This window comes from Eubacterium sp. An3 (assembly GCF_002159465.1).
Taxonomy (GTDB): domain Bacteria; phylum Bacillota; class Clostridia; order Lachnospirales; family Lachnospiraceae; genus Anaerobutyricum; species Anaerobutyricum stercoris.
Window position 1 is genome coordinate 73,914 of sequence record NZ_NFIR01000012.1, and the last position, 14,363, is coordinate 88,276.

At 40.1% G+C, this 14,363-nt stretch carries 18 protein-coding genes; 5 read left to right on the plus strand and 13 right to left on the minus strand.

Features of this window, described 5'->3' with window-relative positions:
• Positions 1-130: 130 nt before the first annotated feature.
• Positions 131-1,363, plus strand: coding sequence for a hypothetical protein (locus B5F87_RS11290; protein WP_087281080.1), 1,233 nt, complete (start codon positions 131-133; stop codon positions 1,361-1,363).
• A gap of 49 nt (positions 1,364-1,412) precedes the next feature.
• Here B5F87_RS11290 and B5F87_RS11295 read toward each other — a convergent pair whose 3' ends face one another.
• From B5F87_RS11295 to B5F87_RS11310, 4 genes are all read right to left on the minus strand, one after another.
• Positions 1,413-2,030: a hypothetical protein gene (locus B5F87_RS11295; protein WP_087281082.1), complete on the minus strand. Its 618-nt coding sequence runs from the start codon at positions 2,028-2,030 to the stop codon at positions 1,413-1,415.
• Positions 2,030-2,998, minus strand: a complete 969-nt coding sequence (locus B5F87_RS11300) for a TIGR02452 family protein (RefSeq protein WP_087281084.1) — start codon at positions 2,996-2,998, stop codon at positions 2,030-2,032. The genes B5F87_RS11295 and B5F87_RS11300 overlap by 1 nt, the downstream gene beginning before the upstream one ends.
• Positions 2,999-3,076: 78 nt before the next feature.
• Positions 3,077-3,463: a hypothetical protein gene (locus B5F87_RS11305; protein WP_087281086.1), complete on the minus strand. Its 387-nt coding sequence runs from the start codon at positions 3,461-3,463 to the stop codon at positions 3,077-3,079.
• A gap of 115 nt (positions 3,464-3,578) precedes the next feature.
• A complete protein-coding gene (locus B5F87_RS11310) occupies positions 3,579-3,773 on the minus strand; it encodes a hypothetical protein (protein ID WP_087281088.1) in 195 nt (64 codons plus the stop codon).
• A 126-nt stretch (positions 3,774-3,899) separates the two neighbouring features.
• Between B5F87_RS11310 and B5F87_RS21195 the strand changes: the two genes are divergently transcribed.
• Entirely contained in the window at positions 3,900-4,070 is a 171-nt protein-coding gene (locus B5F87_RS21195) for a hypothetical protein (protein WP_191532270.1), read from the plus strand.
• Between the two features lie 68 nt (positions 4,071-4,138).
• Positions 4,139-4,279 carry a hypothetical protein gene (locus B5F87_RS20990; RefSeq protein WP_158097028.1) on the plus strand — a complete coding sequence of 47 codons (141 nt, stop codon included), beginning with the start codon at positions 4,139-4,141 and terminating at the stop codon, positions 4,277-4,279.
• Between the two features lie 37 nt (positions 4,280-4,316).
• Here B5F87_RS20990 and B5F87_RS20995 read toward each other — a convergent pair whose 3' ends face one another.
• Both B5F87_RS20995 and tnpA read right to left on the minus strand, forming a co-directional pair.
• Positions 4,317-4,454: a hypothetical protein gene (locus B5F87_RS20995; RefSeq protein WP_158097029.1), complete on the minus strand. Its 138-nt coding sequence runs from the start codon at positions 4,452-4,454 to the stop codon at positions 4,317-4,319.
• A gap of 99 nt (positions 4,455-4,553) precedes the next feature.
• Positions 4,554-4,979: an IS200/IS605 family transposase gene (gene tnpA / locus B5F87_RS11315; RefSeq protein ID WP_087281090.1), complete on the minus strand. Its 426-nt coding sequence runs from the start codon at positions 4,977-4,979 to the stop codon at positions 4,554-4,556.
• 98 nt (positions 4,980-5,077) lie between these two features.
• Here tnpA and B5F87_RS11320 point away from each other — a divergent pair, with 98 nt between their 5' ends.
• Positions 5,078-6,343, plus strand: coding sequence for an RNA-guided endonuclease TnpB family protein (locus tag B5F87_RS11320; RefSeq protein ID WP_158097030.1), 1,266 nt, complete (start codon positions 5,078-5,080; stop codon positions 6,341-6,343).
• A 433-nt stretch (positions 6,344-6,776) separates the two neighbouring features.
• Here the strand turns inward: B5F87_RS11320 and nrdD are convergent, their stop codons facing one another.
• The 4 genes from nrdD to B5F87_RS11345 form a co-directional block, all read right to left on the minus strand.
• Positions 6,777-6,935 carry an anaerobic ribonucleoside-triphosphate reductase gene (gene nrdD / locus B5F87_RS11330; RefSeq protein WP_087281096.1) on the minus strand — a complete coding sequence of 53 codons (159 nt, stop codon included), beginning with the start codon at positions 6,933-6,935 and terminating at the stop codon, positions 6,777-6,779.
• Positions 6,932-7,555, minus strand: a complete 624-nt coding sequence (locus B5F87_RS11335) for a hypothetical protein (RefSeq protein ID WP_087281098.1) — start codon at positions 7,553-7,555, stop codon at positions 6,932-6,934. The genes nrdD and B5F87_RS11335 overlap by 4 nt, the downstream gene beginning before the upstream one ends.
• A 213-nt stretch (positions 7,556-7,768) precedes the next feature.
• Positions 7,769-7,954 (minus strand): hypothetical protein, encoded by a 186-nt coding sequence (locus B5F87_RS11340; RefSeq protein ID WP_087281100.1) that lies wholly within the window; start codon positions 7,952-7,954, stop codon positions 7,769-7,771.
• 111 nt (positions 7,955-8,065) lie between these two features.
• A complete protein-coding gene (locus tag B5F87_RS11345) occupies positions 8,066-9,397 on the minus strand; it encodes an NlpC/P60 family protein (protein WP_158097031.1) in 1,332 nt (443 codons plus the stop codon).
• Between the two features lie 1,026 nt (positions 9,398-10,423).
• Between B5F87_RS11345 and B5F87_RS11350 the strand changes: the two genes are divergently transcribed.
• Positions 10,424-11,146, plus strand: coding sequence for a hypothetical protein (locus tag B5F87_RS11350; protein ID WP_143405246.1), 723 nt, complete (start codon positions 10,424-10,426; stop codon positions 11,144-11,146).
• 42 nt (positions 11,147-11,188) lie between these two features.
• On the opposite strand, the gene B5F87_RS11355 is transcribed toward B5F87_RS11350, so the two are convergent.
• The 3 genes from B5F87_RS11355 to B5F87_RS11365 all read right to left on the minus strand — a co-directional run bounded on the left by B5F87_RS11355 (position 11,189) and on the right by B5F87_RS11365 (position 14,356).
• Positions 11,189-11,398, minus strand: a complete 210-nt coding sequence (locus B5F87_RS11355; protein ID WP_087281106.1) for a hypothetical protein — start codon at positions 11,396-11,398, stop codon at positions 11,189-11,191.
• Positions 11,399-11,616: 218 nt separating this feature from the next.
• Positions 11,617-12,996, minus strand: a complete 1,380-nt coding sequence (locus tag B5F87_RS11360) for a hypothetical protein (protein ID WP_087281108.1) — start codon at positions 12,994-12,996, stop codon at positions 11,617-11,619.
• Between the two features lie 340 nt (positions 12,997-13,336).
• Positions 13,337-14,356 carry a DarT ssDNA thymidine ADP-ribosyltransferase family protein gene (locus B5F87_RS11365; protein ID WP_087281110.1) on the minus strand — a complete coding sequence of 340 codons (1,020 nt, stop codon included), beginning with the start codon at positions 14,354-14,356 and terminating at the stop codon, positions 13,337-13,339.
• Positions 14,357-14,363 lie beyond the last annotated feature (7 nt).

Here is a 14,363-nt window from a genome sequence, read left to right on the forward strand (position 1 = left end):
GTTTGATGATAATTGTTACAGTCCTAATATGGATAAGCTGCATAGAAAAAGTTCACGGGAAAAATTCGGGGTATGGTTATTTTTCATATTAGGGATGTAACTGATGTGGTAGCGAAGAAAGGAGCTAGATATGTTTGGAAAAGTAAATGACGGAGTGATCCGGGAAGGGTTCATGACAGAAAAAGAAATGAAAAGATTTTCGAAAGGAGCGGATATGGGGAAAAAGATCCTTCTCTCAAAACATCTGCAGCGGATGAAAGACATTTCCCAGAGTAGGATGAACAATTCCTTCTTATTGATTGGGGAACGAGGAGAAACCAGTAAGAATTTCGTAATCCCGAACATCAAGGAACATAATTCCAGTTATGTTGTCATTGACCCGGAAGGGGAAATTTACGGGCAGGTGAAGGATGACCTGGACGGGTACACGGTGAAATGCATGGATCTCTCTTCTGGGATGAAAGATGGTGCCGTGGCATATTATAACCCATTCCATTATGCGAAAGCAAAAAAAGATGTAATGAATATACTAGAATGTTTGTTAGGCGATAACAGCGGGTTTTTCGGAGGAGCTAAAAATGATTTCCTCGCGGCTTGTATTTTCCATTTTCTGGAACACAATGAAGATTTATCTTTTTGTACTCTTTGGGAATTTGTCAGCAACTTCACCGGCAATGAATTTGAAAAAGACGATAAAGATGGGCTGGCAGTAGAATATTATGACCGGTTCTCCCATACCGCAGTAAGACAGACACAGGAATCAGTGATAAAGGGATGCGTTTCCCTTTTGGAACAGTATCTCTATCTCGATGCGAAGGACCAGTTGGGCCTGGATAAGATGCAGGAAGAACATATTGCCCTATTCATCATCCCGCCAAAGGAGACGGATAAGGCAGCGGATAACGTGATCTCACTTCTTTTATCGCAGTTATGCGATATGCACTCCGGGGTATCTCATGCAGAGAATGTACATGTAAAGCCTGACCATACCATCGAATGCATTTTTATGGACATGAAGCATGAAAAAAATTTTGACTTGCCTTATTATTCGGCCGTTATGCACACTGACGAGGTAAACTTTGTCATTTCCATTTCGGCGGTAAGCCAGTTAAAGGATATCTACGATGATAAGTGGAGGGACGTTGCATATAACTTTGAGACTTGGATCTTTTATAGCACATATGCAAAAGACACACTTGACCTTGTTTGTAAAGAGGCTGGCGGTAAAGTCGGCTTCCAGTTTTTCCATCCATTATTGACCTTAGATGAATTGGATGATCTTGCAGGTCAGGGAAAGTGCTTGGTTCTGCAGTGGGGGCAGAAACCAGCTATTGACGATCCTTTGACAGCAGATATTGAATAATAAGAAATGAATTCCCTCTGGTACACATATGCGCCAGAGGGATTTTTTTTCATTGGTCTTTTTTGTAACAGTAATATATATTTTTACTTGGGGAGAATCCCTGGTTCGGGTCATCACCGCTTACAAACCCTAGCTTCTGCCCAATTTCAGACGGTTCTCCAGAAAGCCGGAGCTTCTTTCTGGTAATGAGCAGTGGGATAGGATGGCTCAAAATGGTGTCAATCCAAACCATCTTTTCCTTCTGATTGCCAATTTTTGGTACTTTACATTGGAAAGGTTTTTGTGATTTTTCGAATTTTTTATCGAAAAAATAGGAAATGCCCACTTCTCTGGTTGTTTGGCAGTAGCGCATGGAAGACCTTGCTCTTAACCCAACAATCATTGCCTTGCATGCATTTTTAAAATCATATTGTTCTTCTTTGTCGCGGACATATTCTACATAATGCTTACCCAAGTACGCTTCCAGAGCAAGGATGACGTAAATATCTACAGAAATTGTCTTATGGCCTATTTCACAAGAAAAATTTCCATACTCATCTGCCGTTTGGAAATGTATTGGGTTTGGCAGATTTGCCGCCTTTGCCAAAGCATTGGTGATGTAGATATATCCTTGCCCACCTCGGATATTTTTTCCATTATCCGCATAGGTAAAGTCAAAACAGCCCATTATCCACGCTCCTTTATATTGATTACTTTCCCTTCATAATATGCCCGCAGGATCTGCAAAGCATTGTTGTCGAGGTTTATGTTTTTGGTCTCTGGACTACAAAGCTGGGCATGGAAATACTCATCCTTTGCCATGCAGTTCAACATAATGTCAATCATCTTCACCTTATATGGGTCGGATTTTCCATGGAATGAATTCCGTTTGGAATTAAAAATTTTGTTGAAAGCTTCAAAATTATTGTTCCCGGCCGGAATAGCGAAAATAACCTTTTTGATGTCCCTTTCAGGAAGGTTGTTTTTGAATATTTGGGCAACTTCCTCCGGGTCTTGTCCAAAGACCCCACAACCCCAGGCGCCTAAGATCAAAGTATCTACCTTTTCATGCTCGGCGATATCCAGCAAAAACTGGATACGGCTGTTTAATGCCGCTGTATTTTCCTGCGGTGAGACACCGCAATATTTACGGGCGGTAGACAAATTCGGCGCTGCACAGGTGATGACATCGGCCACATATGTATTCTCACCATGAAAGAAACGGACATTTGGGGAGTACAGAGCCCGGTTTTTGTACAACCCTCTGTTTTTATGCTCATTGTTCCACTGGTAATATCCTTGACATTGTGCAAGGACGTTGTACAGGAAAGAAGAATGGCAAAGAGATTCTTCCTGTGCCATACTACCTTCGATAAATTTTCCGCCTGGTTCTTTGTAAGAGGCGAAATTCAGTACTGCGGTATGCCCGTTCATGTATTTTGCAATCGCATCCACTGTACTAATATCATCGACCACAACATCAGGCGATCCATACGTTATCCCGCTGAATGAGAAAAAGTCTGTCACAGAGTGATACGTTCTTGTATGCGAAACACAATCTGCGATTTCCTTTGCATAAAGTCGCTGCATTGCGTCAGTATGTGTTTTGGCTCTTTCTTCATTTTCTTTTTTATTCATCCAATATTCTTTTACCATATAAACTCCTCTTTCTTTTTACAAATGAGGAGACCATTTTGATCTCCTTATCGATTGGGTAACAAAACCTTCATCGGATCATCTTGTGGTCAACATAGGCGATGACGTTGGAATCCTTTGTTGTCGGGTTATAAATAAGAAAACTTTTACCTGTTTACCTACTTTTGTTTTTTTGGCATAATCAATGACTCGCCCTTTTTCATCAATCCCATATTCCCCATGGGAAATAGAATAGACCTTTTCAACATAGATAACGAGGTCTCTCATACGCCGACGTAATTTCTTTGGTGTAAGATTTTTGCTTTGGATAAATCTTACCGAAAAGTCTGCTTCCTGCAAAAAATTATCGTTCAGGAATTCATACACCACCTCTTTATTTGTCAGAGCTGATGTCTGTACTGGCATAGTTGCCAATGATACGGCCACCAGTGCCATTCCTACATATTTTTTTACTCCTTTTACCATGTTTTTATCCTCCTTGATTTGATTTTTTTACATTGATAATATGTCCGCATTTCTAGTAAAATTTTGAAAAAAGCAGGACATTCGCCCTGCCTTTCGCGTCATCTGCCATTTCTTATTAATTGTTAAAAATTATCTCTTTGTCATCAGTGACAATCACTTTGTATCCAACGTCGTAACCAAATAAATCGAGTAAATACTCGATTTCTTCTTTCGTCAAATCTTTTTTTGCTTCTTCATCTTCCAATACTTCGTCCTCAGCGACTTCTGCTTCCAGGCAGATATCGTACCATTTCTTTACCATTTTATTCATTTTCTTACCTCCTGCATATTTTGAAATTAATTATTGCATCAGTAATATGCTTACCAAGAAAAAACAAAATTCATGGGAATCATTATATTGAAATTATAAGAAATCAAATACAGGAGGAAATGATACATGAATACAACAAAGGAGATAGACCCAAGATGGTCTGAATACGACAAACGGGTGGCGAAATGTCATCTTGCTAATTATGGAGTTATCTTTTTGGACAGATATGGATGTCCAAATGATAACGAATATGAAGTAGAGGAAGCTCAGAAAGATTCAGGAAGGCATTCTCCATGATTATCTTTTGAAGCATAAATCGGAGGTGAAAGATATGGTATTGACTGAATACGATGAAAAAAAAGACTATGGAATTATTAGCAAAGGAAGAACGGGCAGAAGGACGGTTAGAAACCTTTGTTGAATTAGTCAAAGACGGTTTGTTATCCGCCAGCGAAGCAGCCAAAAGACTGTCTATGTCCGAGAAAAAGTTTAAAACATTTCTGTAAACAACAAAAAGCGGAACTGAGTTCCGCTTTTTGCATTTTAGGAGATTTTTTGATTTCCCCATCGGATGACGGTTCCATCTTCTGTCTTCTCTTTGTACATTAAATTTTCCAGCATGGCTGCATCAATACCGAACCTTTCGTATAATTCTTCATCCGTCACTTCCTGATCTTTCATAAAAAGGTTCAGCTTATCTTTCACCAGCACCATTTTCAGTAAATTGCTTTCAATGAAATCCTAGCAGGAATCTCCCGATAGCATCGGGAGAGGAATGCGTCATTTTGTGTTCTGGTTACGGATATACTTCTCTACCACCTCCTTACTCATATTTCCCAGTGTACTCATATAATAGCTATGGCTCCAGAGATGTCCTCCCCAAAACTGACTGTCCCGGATCTCCGGATGGGATTGAAAAAACAGCTTGGCACTATGCCCCTTGAGGTATTTCACGATGCTGGAAGCTGCGTATTTTGGCTTAAAGCTTATCAGTAAATGGATATGTTCCGGCATGACCTGCATCTCTTCGATCTCAATATCCCCTTTCCTGGCAAGATCCCGCAGGATACTTTCCATCTCGGATATTAATGCTCCTGATGTAAATACAGGCTTCCGGTATTTTGTGACCCATATCAGGTGAAAGTGGAAATTGTATACGTAGTTGCGTTCATATTTCGCTCCCTGGATACGTTCCAAGCGTTTCATATGTATCACTCCCTTCTCCTGTATTATAGATGATATCAGGCTTGTTATCAAGCTGCATATGTGTTATGATATAAGCAGGACAGAAAGGGATGATTGTCATGAAGAAGATGAAGGAACTCCCGTACCATATCGGGCTTAAAGTTAAGATCTATCCATCGAACCAGCAGAAGCACATCATTGCAGTCAATGATGGGGCGAAGCGTGCTGTCTACAATCATCTTGTCGCATGCGGGAACGAAAAATACCGCCTGTCAAAAACAGCGGAGTGCGTTCCTGTTTACCGTGACCGTCTGGATTACCTTTCCTCTGTTACCGGAGATGTGAAGAACATCAAGAACGCACTTCCCTATCTCTGGGGAGAGGATGTGGATGAGCAGGCCATCGCCAACGCCAGGCAGAACTACTATACAGCCTGGAAAAACAGGAAGGAGCTGCATCGCGGCGTCCCTGTTTTTAAGAAAAAATCAAACGAACAGTCCTATCAGACCAATGCCCACTATTATGCAAAGGATACGAAGGATGGGCGTAACAGCAACGTCTGGTTTTTAGATCGTCTTCATGTCACCCTTCCGAAACTGGGGAGGATAAGGATCGGTGGTTCCCGCAGGGAGATCAAAGAAGTCATACGGCGCCAGGAAAGACGGGATATCCGGATCGGCACCATTACGATCCACCGTGATGCAGTGGGGGAATACTGGGCATCTTTCCAGATCGCATCAGAGACCCCGTTCCGTAAAACGCTTCCCCAGACTGGTTCCAATCTCGGTATCGACCTTAACCTTCTGGAACTTGTTGTGGATTCCAATGGGGATATCTTAGAAAACCCAAGGTTTTTGATCCAGTCCAAGGATAAACTGGCAAAAGAGCAGCGCAAGCTCAGCCGTATGGCAGAGCGGGCGAAAAAGGAAGGCCGGAAACTATCCGATTGTAAGAACTACCAGAAGCAGCGGAAGAAGGCCGCGTATTTAAACCGCAAAGTAGCACGCCAAAGGGAGGATTATCTTCATGCGTATTCCCGGCATGAGATCGAGAACCAAGATCTGATCGTCGCCGAAGACCTGAAGGCAGGAAACCTGAAGCGGAACCACAAACTGGCGAGGGCGGTCAGTGATGCCGGCTGGCGGAAATTGCTGACCATGCTGCAGTACAAGGCGGAACTTTATGGAAAGATCGTGATCCTGGTGCCGCCAAAAAATACAACACAGACCTGCAGCCATTGCGGGCATATTATGTCTGGAGACGAAAAACTGACATTAGATATCCGGGAATGGGACTGCCCTTCCTGTGGTACGCGTCATCTCCGGGATGTAAATGCAGCTATTAATATCTTGAACCGTGGGTTAAAGGCTGTTTCACAGTCATGACCATATAGCACGATTGAAATACACACCCTGGTATGGCAACTCACCAGGATAACCGTCCTCTAACTGGCGGACCTCCACCTGTCTTCCTGCGGGATGACAGGCGAGCCTGCTGTATCTGGATAAGCTTGCACGCCGATCCATTCGTAGGTTCGGCTATGTAAGCTCCCGACACCGTCGGGAGTAGTTGACGCAAAGCGATCTTACGCTGGGACTCCGATTCTCTTTTTTCTGCAGTTTCTGTCCTCTGTTTCATGCTGCAGCAGAAATCATTTCCGATATTATCTTCAGCAATCTCAAAGCATCCGTCAAAAGCCTCACCGATGTAACTGTTTTCACCAAGTTCATCTACAATTTTCTTAATCTTATTAAGAGCTTTGCGCTCATCTTCCTTGCTTACGCTTATCGTTCTTCCTCCTCGTATTCTACCTTCTGATCACAACCCAGAAGGTATTTCGTGCTTTACCCGGTCCTTTTCTTCCGCTCTTTTTGCATTATTAAAGCGGTCTACACTTCCTACCAGGTATCCAGTGATTCTGCGGATCCGCTCAAACTGGATATCTTGTCCAACTACATCATTGTTTTTTCTCTTCATGGCAATACCTCCATTTCATAACCCAGGAAATTGAACTGTTCTGCCAGTCCGCAGTAAACGGCGACAATTTCTTCATCTTCATCCAAATCATCAAAGTCATCAAAATCAAGAATCTCCATGAATTCATCCAAACCATATTCTTCCATCTGCTGGCGCAGTGACAAGAATTCACTTGGTTCCCATTCTTCCCGGCAAAATGTATTATTCAAGATAAAATACATCCCTTCTGAACAGGAGTACTGTCCTAGAACCACCCTTTGGAGCGGATCAGGAAGCTCCTTGGCAAGAGGCTGTTTTAAAAGACGTTTCACAGATGCATTAATGTCTGGACCTAAATAATCCTCCAATGCTTTGAAAAGATTTTCTCCATAGCAAATATCAAGGTCAATCACTCCCTTATATACTGGCCGTCCGTCCTTAGACATTTCGTATCCAATATAAGTAACTTCTGGATCATTGTAAAAGTCATCATCGAATATCTCAAAAGAATACATAGTTGCTCTCCTCTTTTCAAATAGCGAGGGGATACCCACACCATTCACTAACAAAAGTTTATCCGCATCCGATAGCCGATCCTCTTCTTTTACCTCAAAATTTTTGAATTTTTTAAGCATACTCATTTGTTTAAACCTCCTTAATTTTATTTTTTACATGATCAATCTGGAAAACGGGATAGAATATTTTTTGGTAGAAAAGCACCCTAAAGGGCTGATTTTATGATAAAAAAATAATACAGATGAAAAAAGCCACAATGAGAAATTTGCTGTTCCTCATCGTGGTCAATTATAAAAAAATCCCCAGATTTTTCCGGGGACTTTTCTTTGTATCTTTTCTTAATAATTTCCAAGTGTTTCTTCACCATGCAAGATATTATTCTCAATCACATGTCGATACCGTTTTATCTGCTTCTCATCCTGTACATCACAGATAAACGGCAGGTCATTGAGTTCGTCCTTTGTTTGGGCTGTCCGCTCAATCATTTCTTTAGTCTTTTCATCAATACCAAAACCGATAAACATAAAGAGAACCTCCTCTACTATTTTTTATTATTATATCACACGGAGAAAGAAAAGAATTGATTTCCCTGCAAAAAAGTAACCTGCCAGCTATACATAGCCGGCAGGAAGAGATCAACTCCAGTGATAAGCTTTATCAAAACGGCTGCCTGGAACATCGGTATTTGTCTTAAAATACCCGATCTTAGTCCCGGACTGCTGAGCCTCAAAGCACATACCATCTGAAATGTAGACAGCAACATGTCCCGGGTGCCATAAAATATCCCCTGGGGATAAATTTTCTGTGGTGACTTCTGTCGCATGGCTTTCCAGATAAGATTTCAGGCCATCAGAATTCCGGTACCCGTCTAAGTATCCGATCTGTGTCAGGCAATAACTAATCAGGCCGGCACAGTCAAACCCGCCATCAGATGGGGACTTTCCGCCATAGATGTATGGCAGTCCTTCATATTTTTCAAGTTCTGCGATAAACGCATTCACTGTAGCCCCATTTCCTGTTGCAGCAGATGTAGAGCCTTTACTTACTGTATAGATATCCATAACCCGTTTCGCAAAGTTTGGGGATGGGGAATAGCCATCTCCTTCAGGGATATCTGCAAAATAAGATGGTACTGCATAAGTATCGGAAAAATATCTTGCGCTGTCTTTGGAATAAGCGCCGCCGTCTGAGCTTGTGTAGAAATAGGTGTATGTATTTTCCGGGACCGTCGCATTTTTCATAACGACTCCTTCTAATACAGTCTGCAGATCAATGATATCACTCTCTTCTGTCGGAAAAAGGTATGGTTCACAGACATCCCCTGCTTCTGCAATAGCGTCGGTGATCCCTTCTTTTTTCTTCGTTTTGAAAGCCTGGCATGCCGTCATATATGCGTCGAACAATGCACGGATGCTTCGGTCTTTCGCTCCTGTATCCAGCAAGCCTTTATCAAAATCAGGGTCAACACAATATCCCATGCTGTCAATCCATGACTTTATATTCGCACCGGATCCATCCTCAAAAATACCACAGTCCTCTGCCAATATTTGGATCATAGCAAGCATAAGTTCCACATAATCTTCCATTTCTGATTCCGCCGCTGTTACATAATTTGATGCGGTCAGAACCCTGCGGATATCTGGCTCCAAAGCCCTTACCTCATCATTGACATCGGCGTTGGCATGGGTACCGACATTGACATCCAGAATAAGTTTATTTTGAAACTCAGACCAATCTGTAAACTGCCAGACAGTGATCGCATCGTCTTTTGTGTCATCATCCCATGTAAATTCCGCATCTAAGCGGTCATATATCTGGTCAGTCCCTGTTGAAGTTTCCGGGTCTCCGGCTTCTGTTGTGGCAGTTTCTGGTGCTTTTTCATTTTTTTTCGCAAAAACGGGGAAAGAAGTTCCTGCTATGGTGATTGCTAATAGCAGGGAGAATATTTTTATCTTGTGTTTTGCCATAGTTAGTCCGCCTCCTTTTGGCATCTGTACATTCTTTTTGTGTAGCTGTTTCACAAATTACATACTTAATATGTATTTTCATAGGAATGTATTTTTTATTTTTATCGTCCCCGAAATAACTTCAGTCGCACTTCTTGCGAGGTGCGACTTGGGTAAGAGTAAGAGTTATATCTTGAGGCTCTATTTACATCCACGCACCTCTCGTGAGGTGCGACATTTTAAGAGAAGTCGGCGGCTCATCCTCGGCAATTCAATTGCCGAGTAGTTCACCGTTGATGAGAAAAATAGGCAATCAGTTATTTACATCCACACACCCTTCGCGAGGTGCGACAAACATCCATAAATTTATCCCATTTATCTGCACAATTTACATCCACACACCTCTCACGAGGTGTGACAGTGGCAAGTATGTTAATGTCAGGATTGTCATTTACATCCACGCACCTCTCGCGAGGTGCGACCTCCGCAATCAATTCTTCTTTTGAATATGTATCAATTTACATCCACGCACCTTTCACAAGGTGCGACTTTATCATCAGGAGATGGATTTTATTCCTATCTGCATTTACATCCACGCACCTTTCGCAAGGTGCGACGAGCGGACAATACAACATCCGTCCAACATTTACATCCGCGCACCCGTTGCAAGGTGCGACAGCAAGATATAGTATTTTACACTATCTTTTTGCTATATCCAGTATTAACATATCGACACAAATAGAGTGATTGACTAATAACACGCCATATGTGCCGCTTTTTAATGCGACCTCTCGGGATTTCTTGTTCGCTTTGAGTTCGCACGAGTTTCTCAGATTATAATATCAACCTCCTTTTTTGAATCATGTTGTGTACATTCTTAATATGAAAACTCTTAAAAAAAATTTGAAAGTAGAATGAAGCGCCCCCAAAAAAATAATCATTCTTTTACAATTTTTCTTTTCTTAATTTTTTCTTTTTTATTTCCATAAAGACATCAACGTAATCGATCTGACAATCAGTGAAAAAGGGAATCTGAAACAAAAAGTATTGTTAACTGATTATGGGATGGTATTCATAAATGGTGATTATGACCCAAAAGCAGATTGGCATTGGCAACAGTTTTTAGTCGCAAATGAGTGCCATGCATTGTTCAAAGAGAACCCTTATCTTGGTGATAAGTGTTTTCTTGCCGCTTCTGACGGCTACGGTATTGACTATACCGCTTATGACACGTGGGAAGAAGCGGAAGAGGCAATGAAAAAAGCTTACAACGACTCAAAGCCGTCAAAATGGGACGAAAGTTGCGAAGACATGTCCTATTGTTATGGCGGGTCCGCATTACTGTATGACAATGGGGATACTGTTTATTCCTGGGAAATTATACGGGCAGATCTGAAATGCCGAAAAAAATCGATGGATTCTGATTGTATTGCCATGATGGGTCAGACGCTTCGGGTTTCCAGAGATACTGCAAATCGAATCCAAAAGGATTTATCCTCATGGGCAGATGTCGCCGATCTCCATGATAGATATGGGAAAAACTATACGGAAAGTTACACTGTCACATTTGCTGATGGCATGCAAATGGATGTTAAATTATGTGGCAGTTCAGATGATGGTTCAGGACAAAATCCGCTTTGGACAGAGGCTGTTTTGTTTGATGAAAACGGTAAAGAGGTTGCCTGTACGGACTCGAAGGATTTTTTCTTTGGTACATGGGAACTGGATTATGAAGGTGTTTGCTACCGTGTAGATGTGATTGAAGAATAATACAGAGGATAAAGAAAAGCGGAGATTTTCCCCGCTTTTTCTTTATTTTTTAAGCTTACTATAATAAGAAGAAATCGTTTCATTCCAAAAACCCTTTTTTGTGTTTTTTGCTTTTTTATACGGTGTATCAAACTGCCCGTAATACACCATATCTTTCCGGCGGTTGTCTAAGGAGAACATCTTCGCTTCTGACATTAAAAAATAATCATGATTAATGCCATTCTGATCATTGTCTGCCCATGTTGCATCCATATGGTACCATTTCCCGCCAATGTATACGACATTCCAGGCATGGTTTGCTTTTCTACTGACCATAACACCATTTTTTATCCCAAATTCGTTTAATAATTTTCATAAATCATTCCTCCTATATTTGATTTTTTTGACATCAACAATATGGGAAAAAAGATAGAGAAAAAATATATGAAAACAGAAAAAAGCGGAACTAAGCTCCGCTTTTTCAAAAAAGTTCACTCCCAAAGATGATCGTATTTGTACCACAACTCCTTTATGTCATCCTCTGACAAAGAATCCTCCATTTCTTTTATAAAAGTATAAGTTTCAGGATGCGTGATCTGAAACTGGTATGGCGCCAGGCGGTAATACGCGTAGCTTTCTGCGAAATATTCATTGGGCGCTGTTTTTGGATAATCTTCAAGGAACCCATCTTTTTCTTTTTCATAGATTTTTTTAAAAGCATCCGTGTTGGATACATACCCCTTCAAATGGTTTAGAAAATGCCCAAACTCATGAAGGACAGATATACAGTCTTTGTTATACATCCCTATCTCACGATCAGTGATGCTGAAATACCCGCCATATCCATCTTTTCCAAGCCGATCATACATTTCTTCTTTTGTTTTGGATTTAAACTGAAATCCAAGTTCATTAAACGCCTGATAGAGCATGGTAGGTATATAGGGCTTCGCTTCTTCCAAGGACTTGATTTCAAAATAGACGGGTTTTTTAACACTCGATCCTGATAAAGAGTATTTTACACCTGGCGCTATCACACAGATGCTCCCTTTTTTTACTGTACCGTTGATGGTGACATTGACAGTAGTAAGTCCAGGTTTCTTTCCGATGATATTTCCATGGGTGTCAATTTCTGCGATAGAGGGATCCTCCGTGGAAAAATCCAGATTGTGGGAAGATGCAAATTCACTCGAAATAACATTTTGTGTTGTGTTTTGACATACAGTAGTGGTATACGGAATCACATTCCCTGTATAAATACGGCAGGTATAATCCGTATGCCCGACCGTAGCCGTAACAGTAGTATACCCAGACATACTTATTGGTTCGATTGTTACTTTGTTCCAACTTTTCACTTTTATAGAAAAATCATTGATGTTAGATAAATTCCACTTTATTTTTTGTTTAGTGCCAGATAACTTCAGGGTAATAGGATCATTTGTGACTGCTGTGGTCTTTGATAAGCGAGGGGCTTCGACAATAACTTTATAGCATTTTCCTTTTTTATTTTTGATATATGTTTTTCCTGCTTTTTTTGCAATCAACTTTTTATTTTTCACAGCAGCAATTTGGGTACTGTTCCATTTACCTTTGCCAATTTCTTTGTAATCTCCAACAGCTAAACGGATTTCTTTTGCTTTTTTAACAACAACCGTGATCTCTTTTTTGTTATTTTTTACAACGGTCTTCCCTTTCTTTTTTCCTATCAGCTCCTTTTTCCCTTTGATCTTTGCAATTTTTTTATTCTGGCTGCCCCAAGTTCCTTTAGGAAGTGTAATATGCTCCCCCTTGGCTACATAAATGGTTTTTCCTTGTGCTACTGGACAACAAATAAAAAAAGCTGCCAATGGCAACAGATAAATAATTTTTCTCATTTCCTTTGCCTCCTATCTATTTTGTTAGTTTGAAATAATATGAAAATAGAAAGGGCTTGAAAATAAAAACATCCTCTCCAAAGCTGGCTATCCAGCCAAACACAGCCAATCATTCCGAATCTCCGGGTGGAAGAAAGAATAGATTCTCCTGGAGCGCAAAAAGAAATAATTTCTTTATAAACAAAGAAACCGGTACAGTTGCGTCACACAACTATACCGGCTATACGTCAGTTTACATTCTTACATTAACAATTATTGTGGTTTGATGAAACTATTTCACTTGTATAGATAAGCGCACACCCCGTCTACAATCTTTGATTTAGGCGGGGAGGGTTCACTATTACCAGAATTCACTATATGGTACATAAATTTCGTTTTTATACATTTCACAATCATCGAATGTTACCTTTATACGTATAAAATAAGCTTCTTCTGGAATTTCTAAATTATCAACTTCGCAGCCCCGTATCTTTGTATAATTAAATTGTTCTGAAAGATATACAGTATTTATAATTTTTTTATCATCCGTTAAATAAGAAATTTCAATACTCACGACAAAATCAATGATCTCTTCCTCATGAGTATATCTTTGTTCTGCATCATTAAATATGATATAAAGATCAGAATCATCCATATAAACTTCCTTAATAAAAATACCTGTATGATTACTATTGAAACATTTTAATTTTGGTCGAAAGATAATTTTTTTCTTGTATTTTTCATACAAATTTTTAGAACGTCTTTGAAGCAGATACAATAACATATCTTTTTCTGCCACTGATCTACATAAAATACATTGTAAAAAAGGCTCCAAAGGAAATCCTTTTTTATTAATGATTTCGGATAACCTATAGTATTTAATGTCGTTATCGCAGGAAGAATCATACCAACCATCATGATATATTTTATCAAAATTGAGTTCTGAAAATGCATCAACTCCTGTTTTAATATTATGGCGACCTCCAGCCAATCCTTTTTCCGCAAATTTTGTTCCAGGATAATTTAAAATTTGGGCTGAGTTTAAGCAAAAAAATACAGGAACAGGGCAATCGGCCTCTAATTGTCTTAGTATTTTGGGTTTATAGCCTTCATTATGATACTGTGTTGGCGTAAGTGGGCGAAAATATAATCTGGCATATTTTTTATTTTCATTTATTGTAGCATCGATTACCATTCTACTAGCGTTATCATTAATCATTCTATTTGTGTTTTTTATTTTTTCCCTGCTCATAATCCATCCATCAGATAAAATGTTAACCGCATTATGAATATCAGTAAAATGATAAAAAAAATTAGGCCACCAATTTATAGATTTTGGCAATAATTGAGCTTGCCTTTTCAATATCTCTTCATAAGTCATAACACAT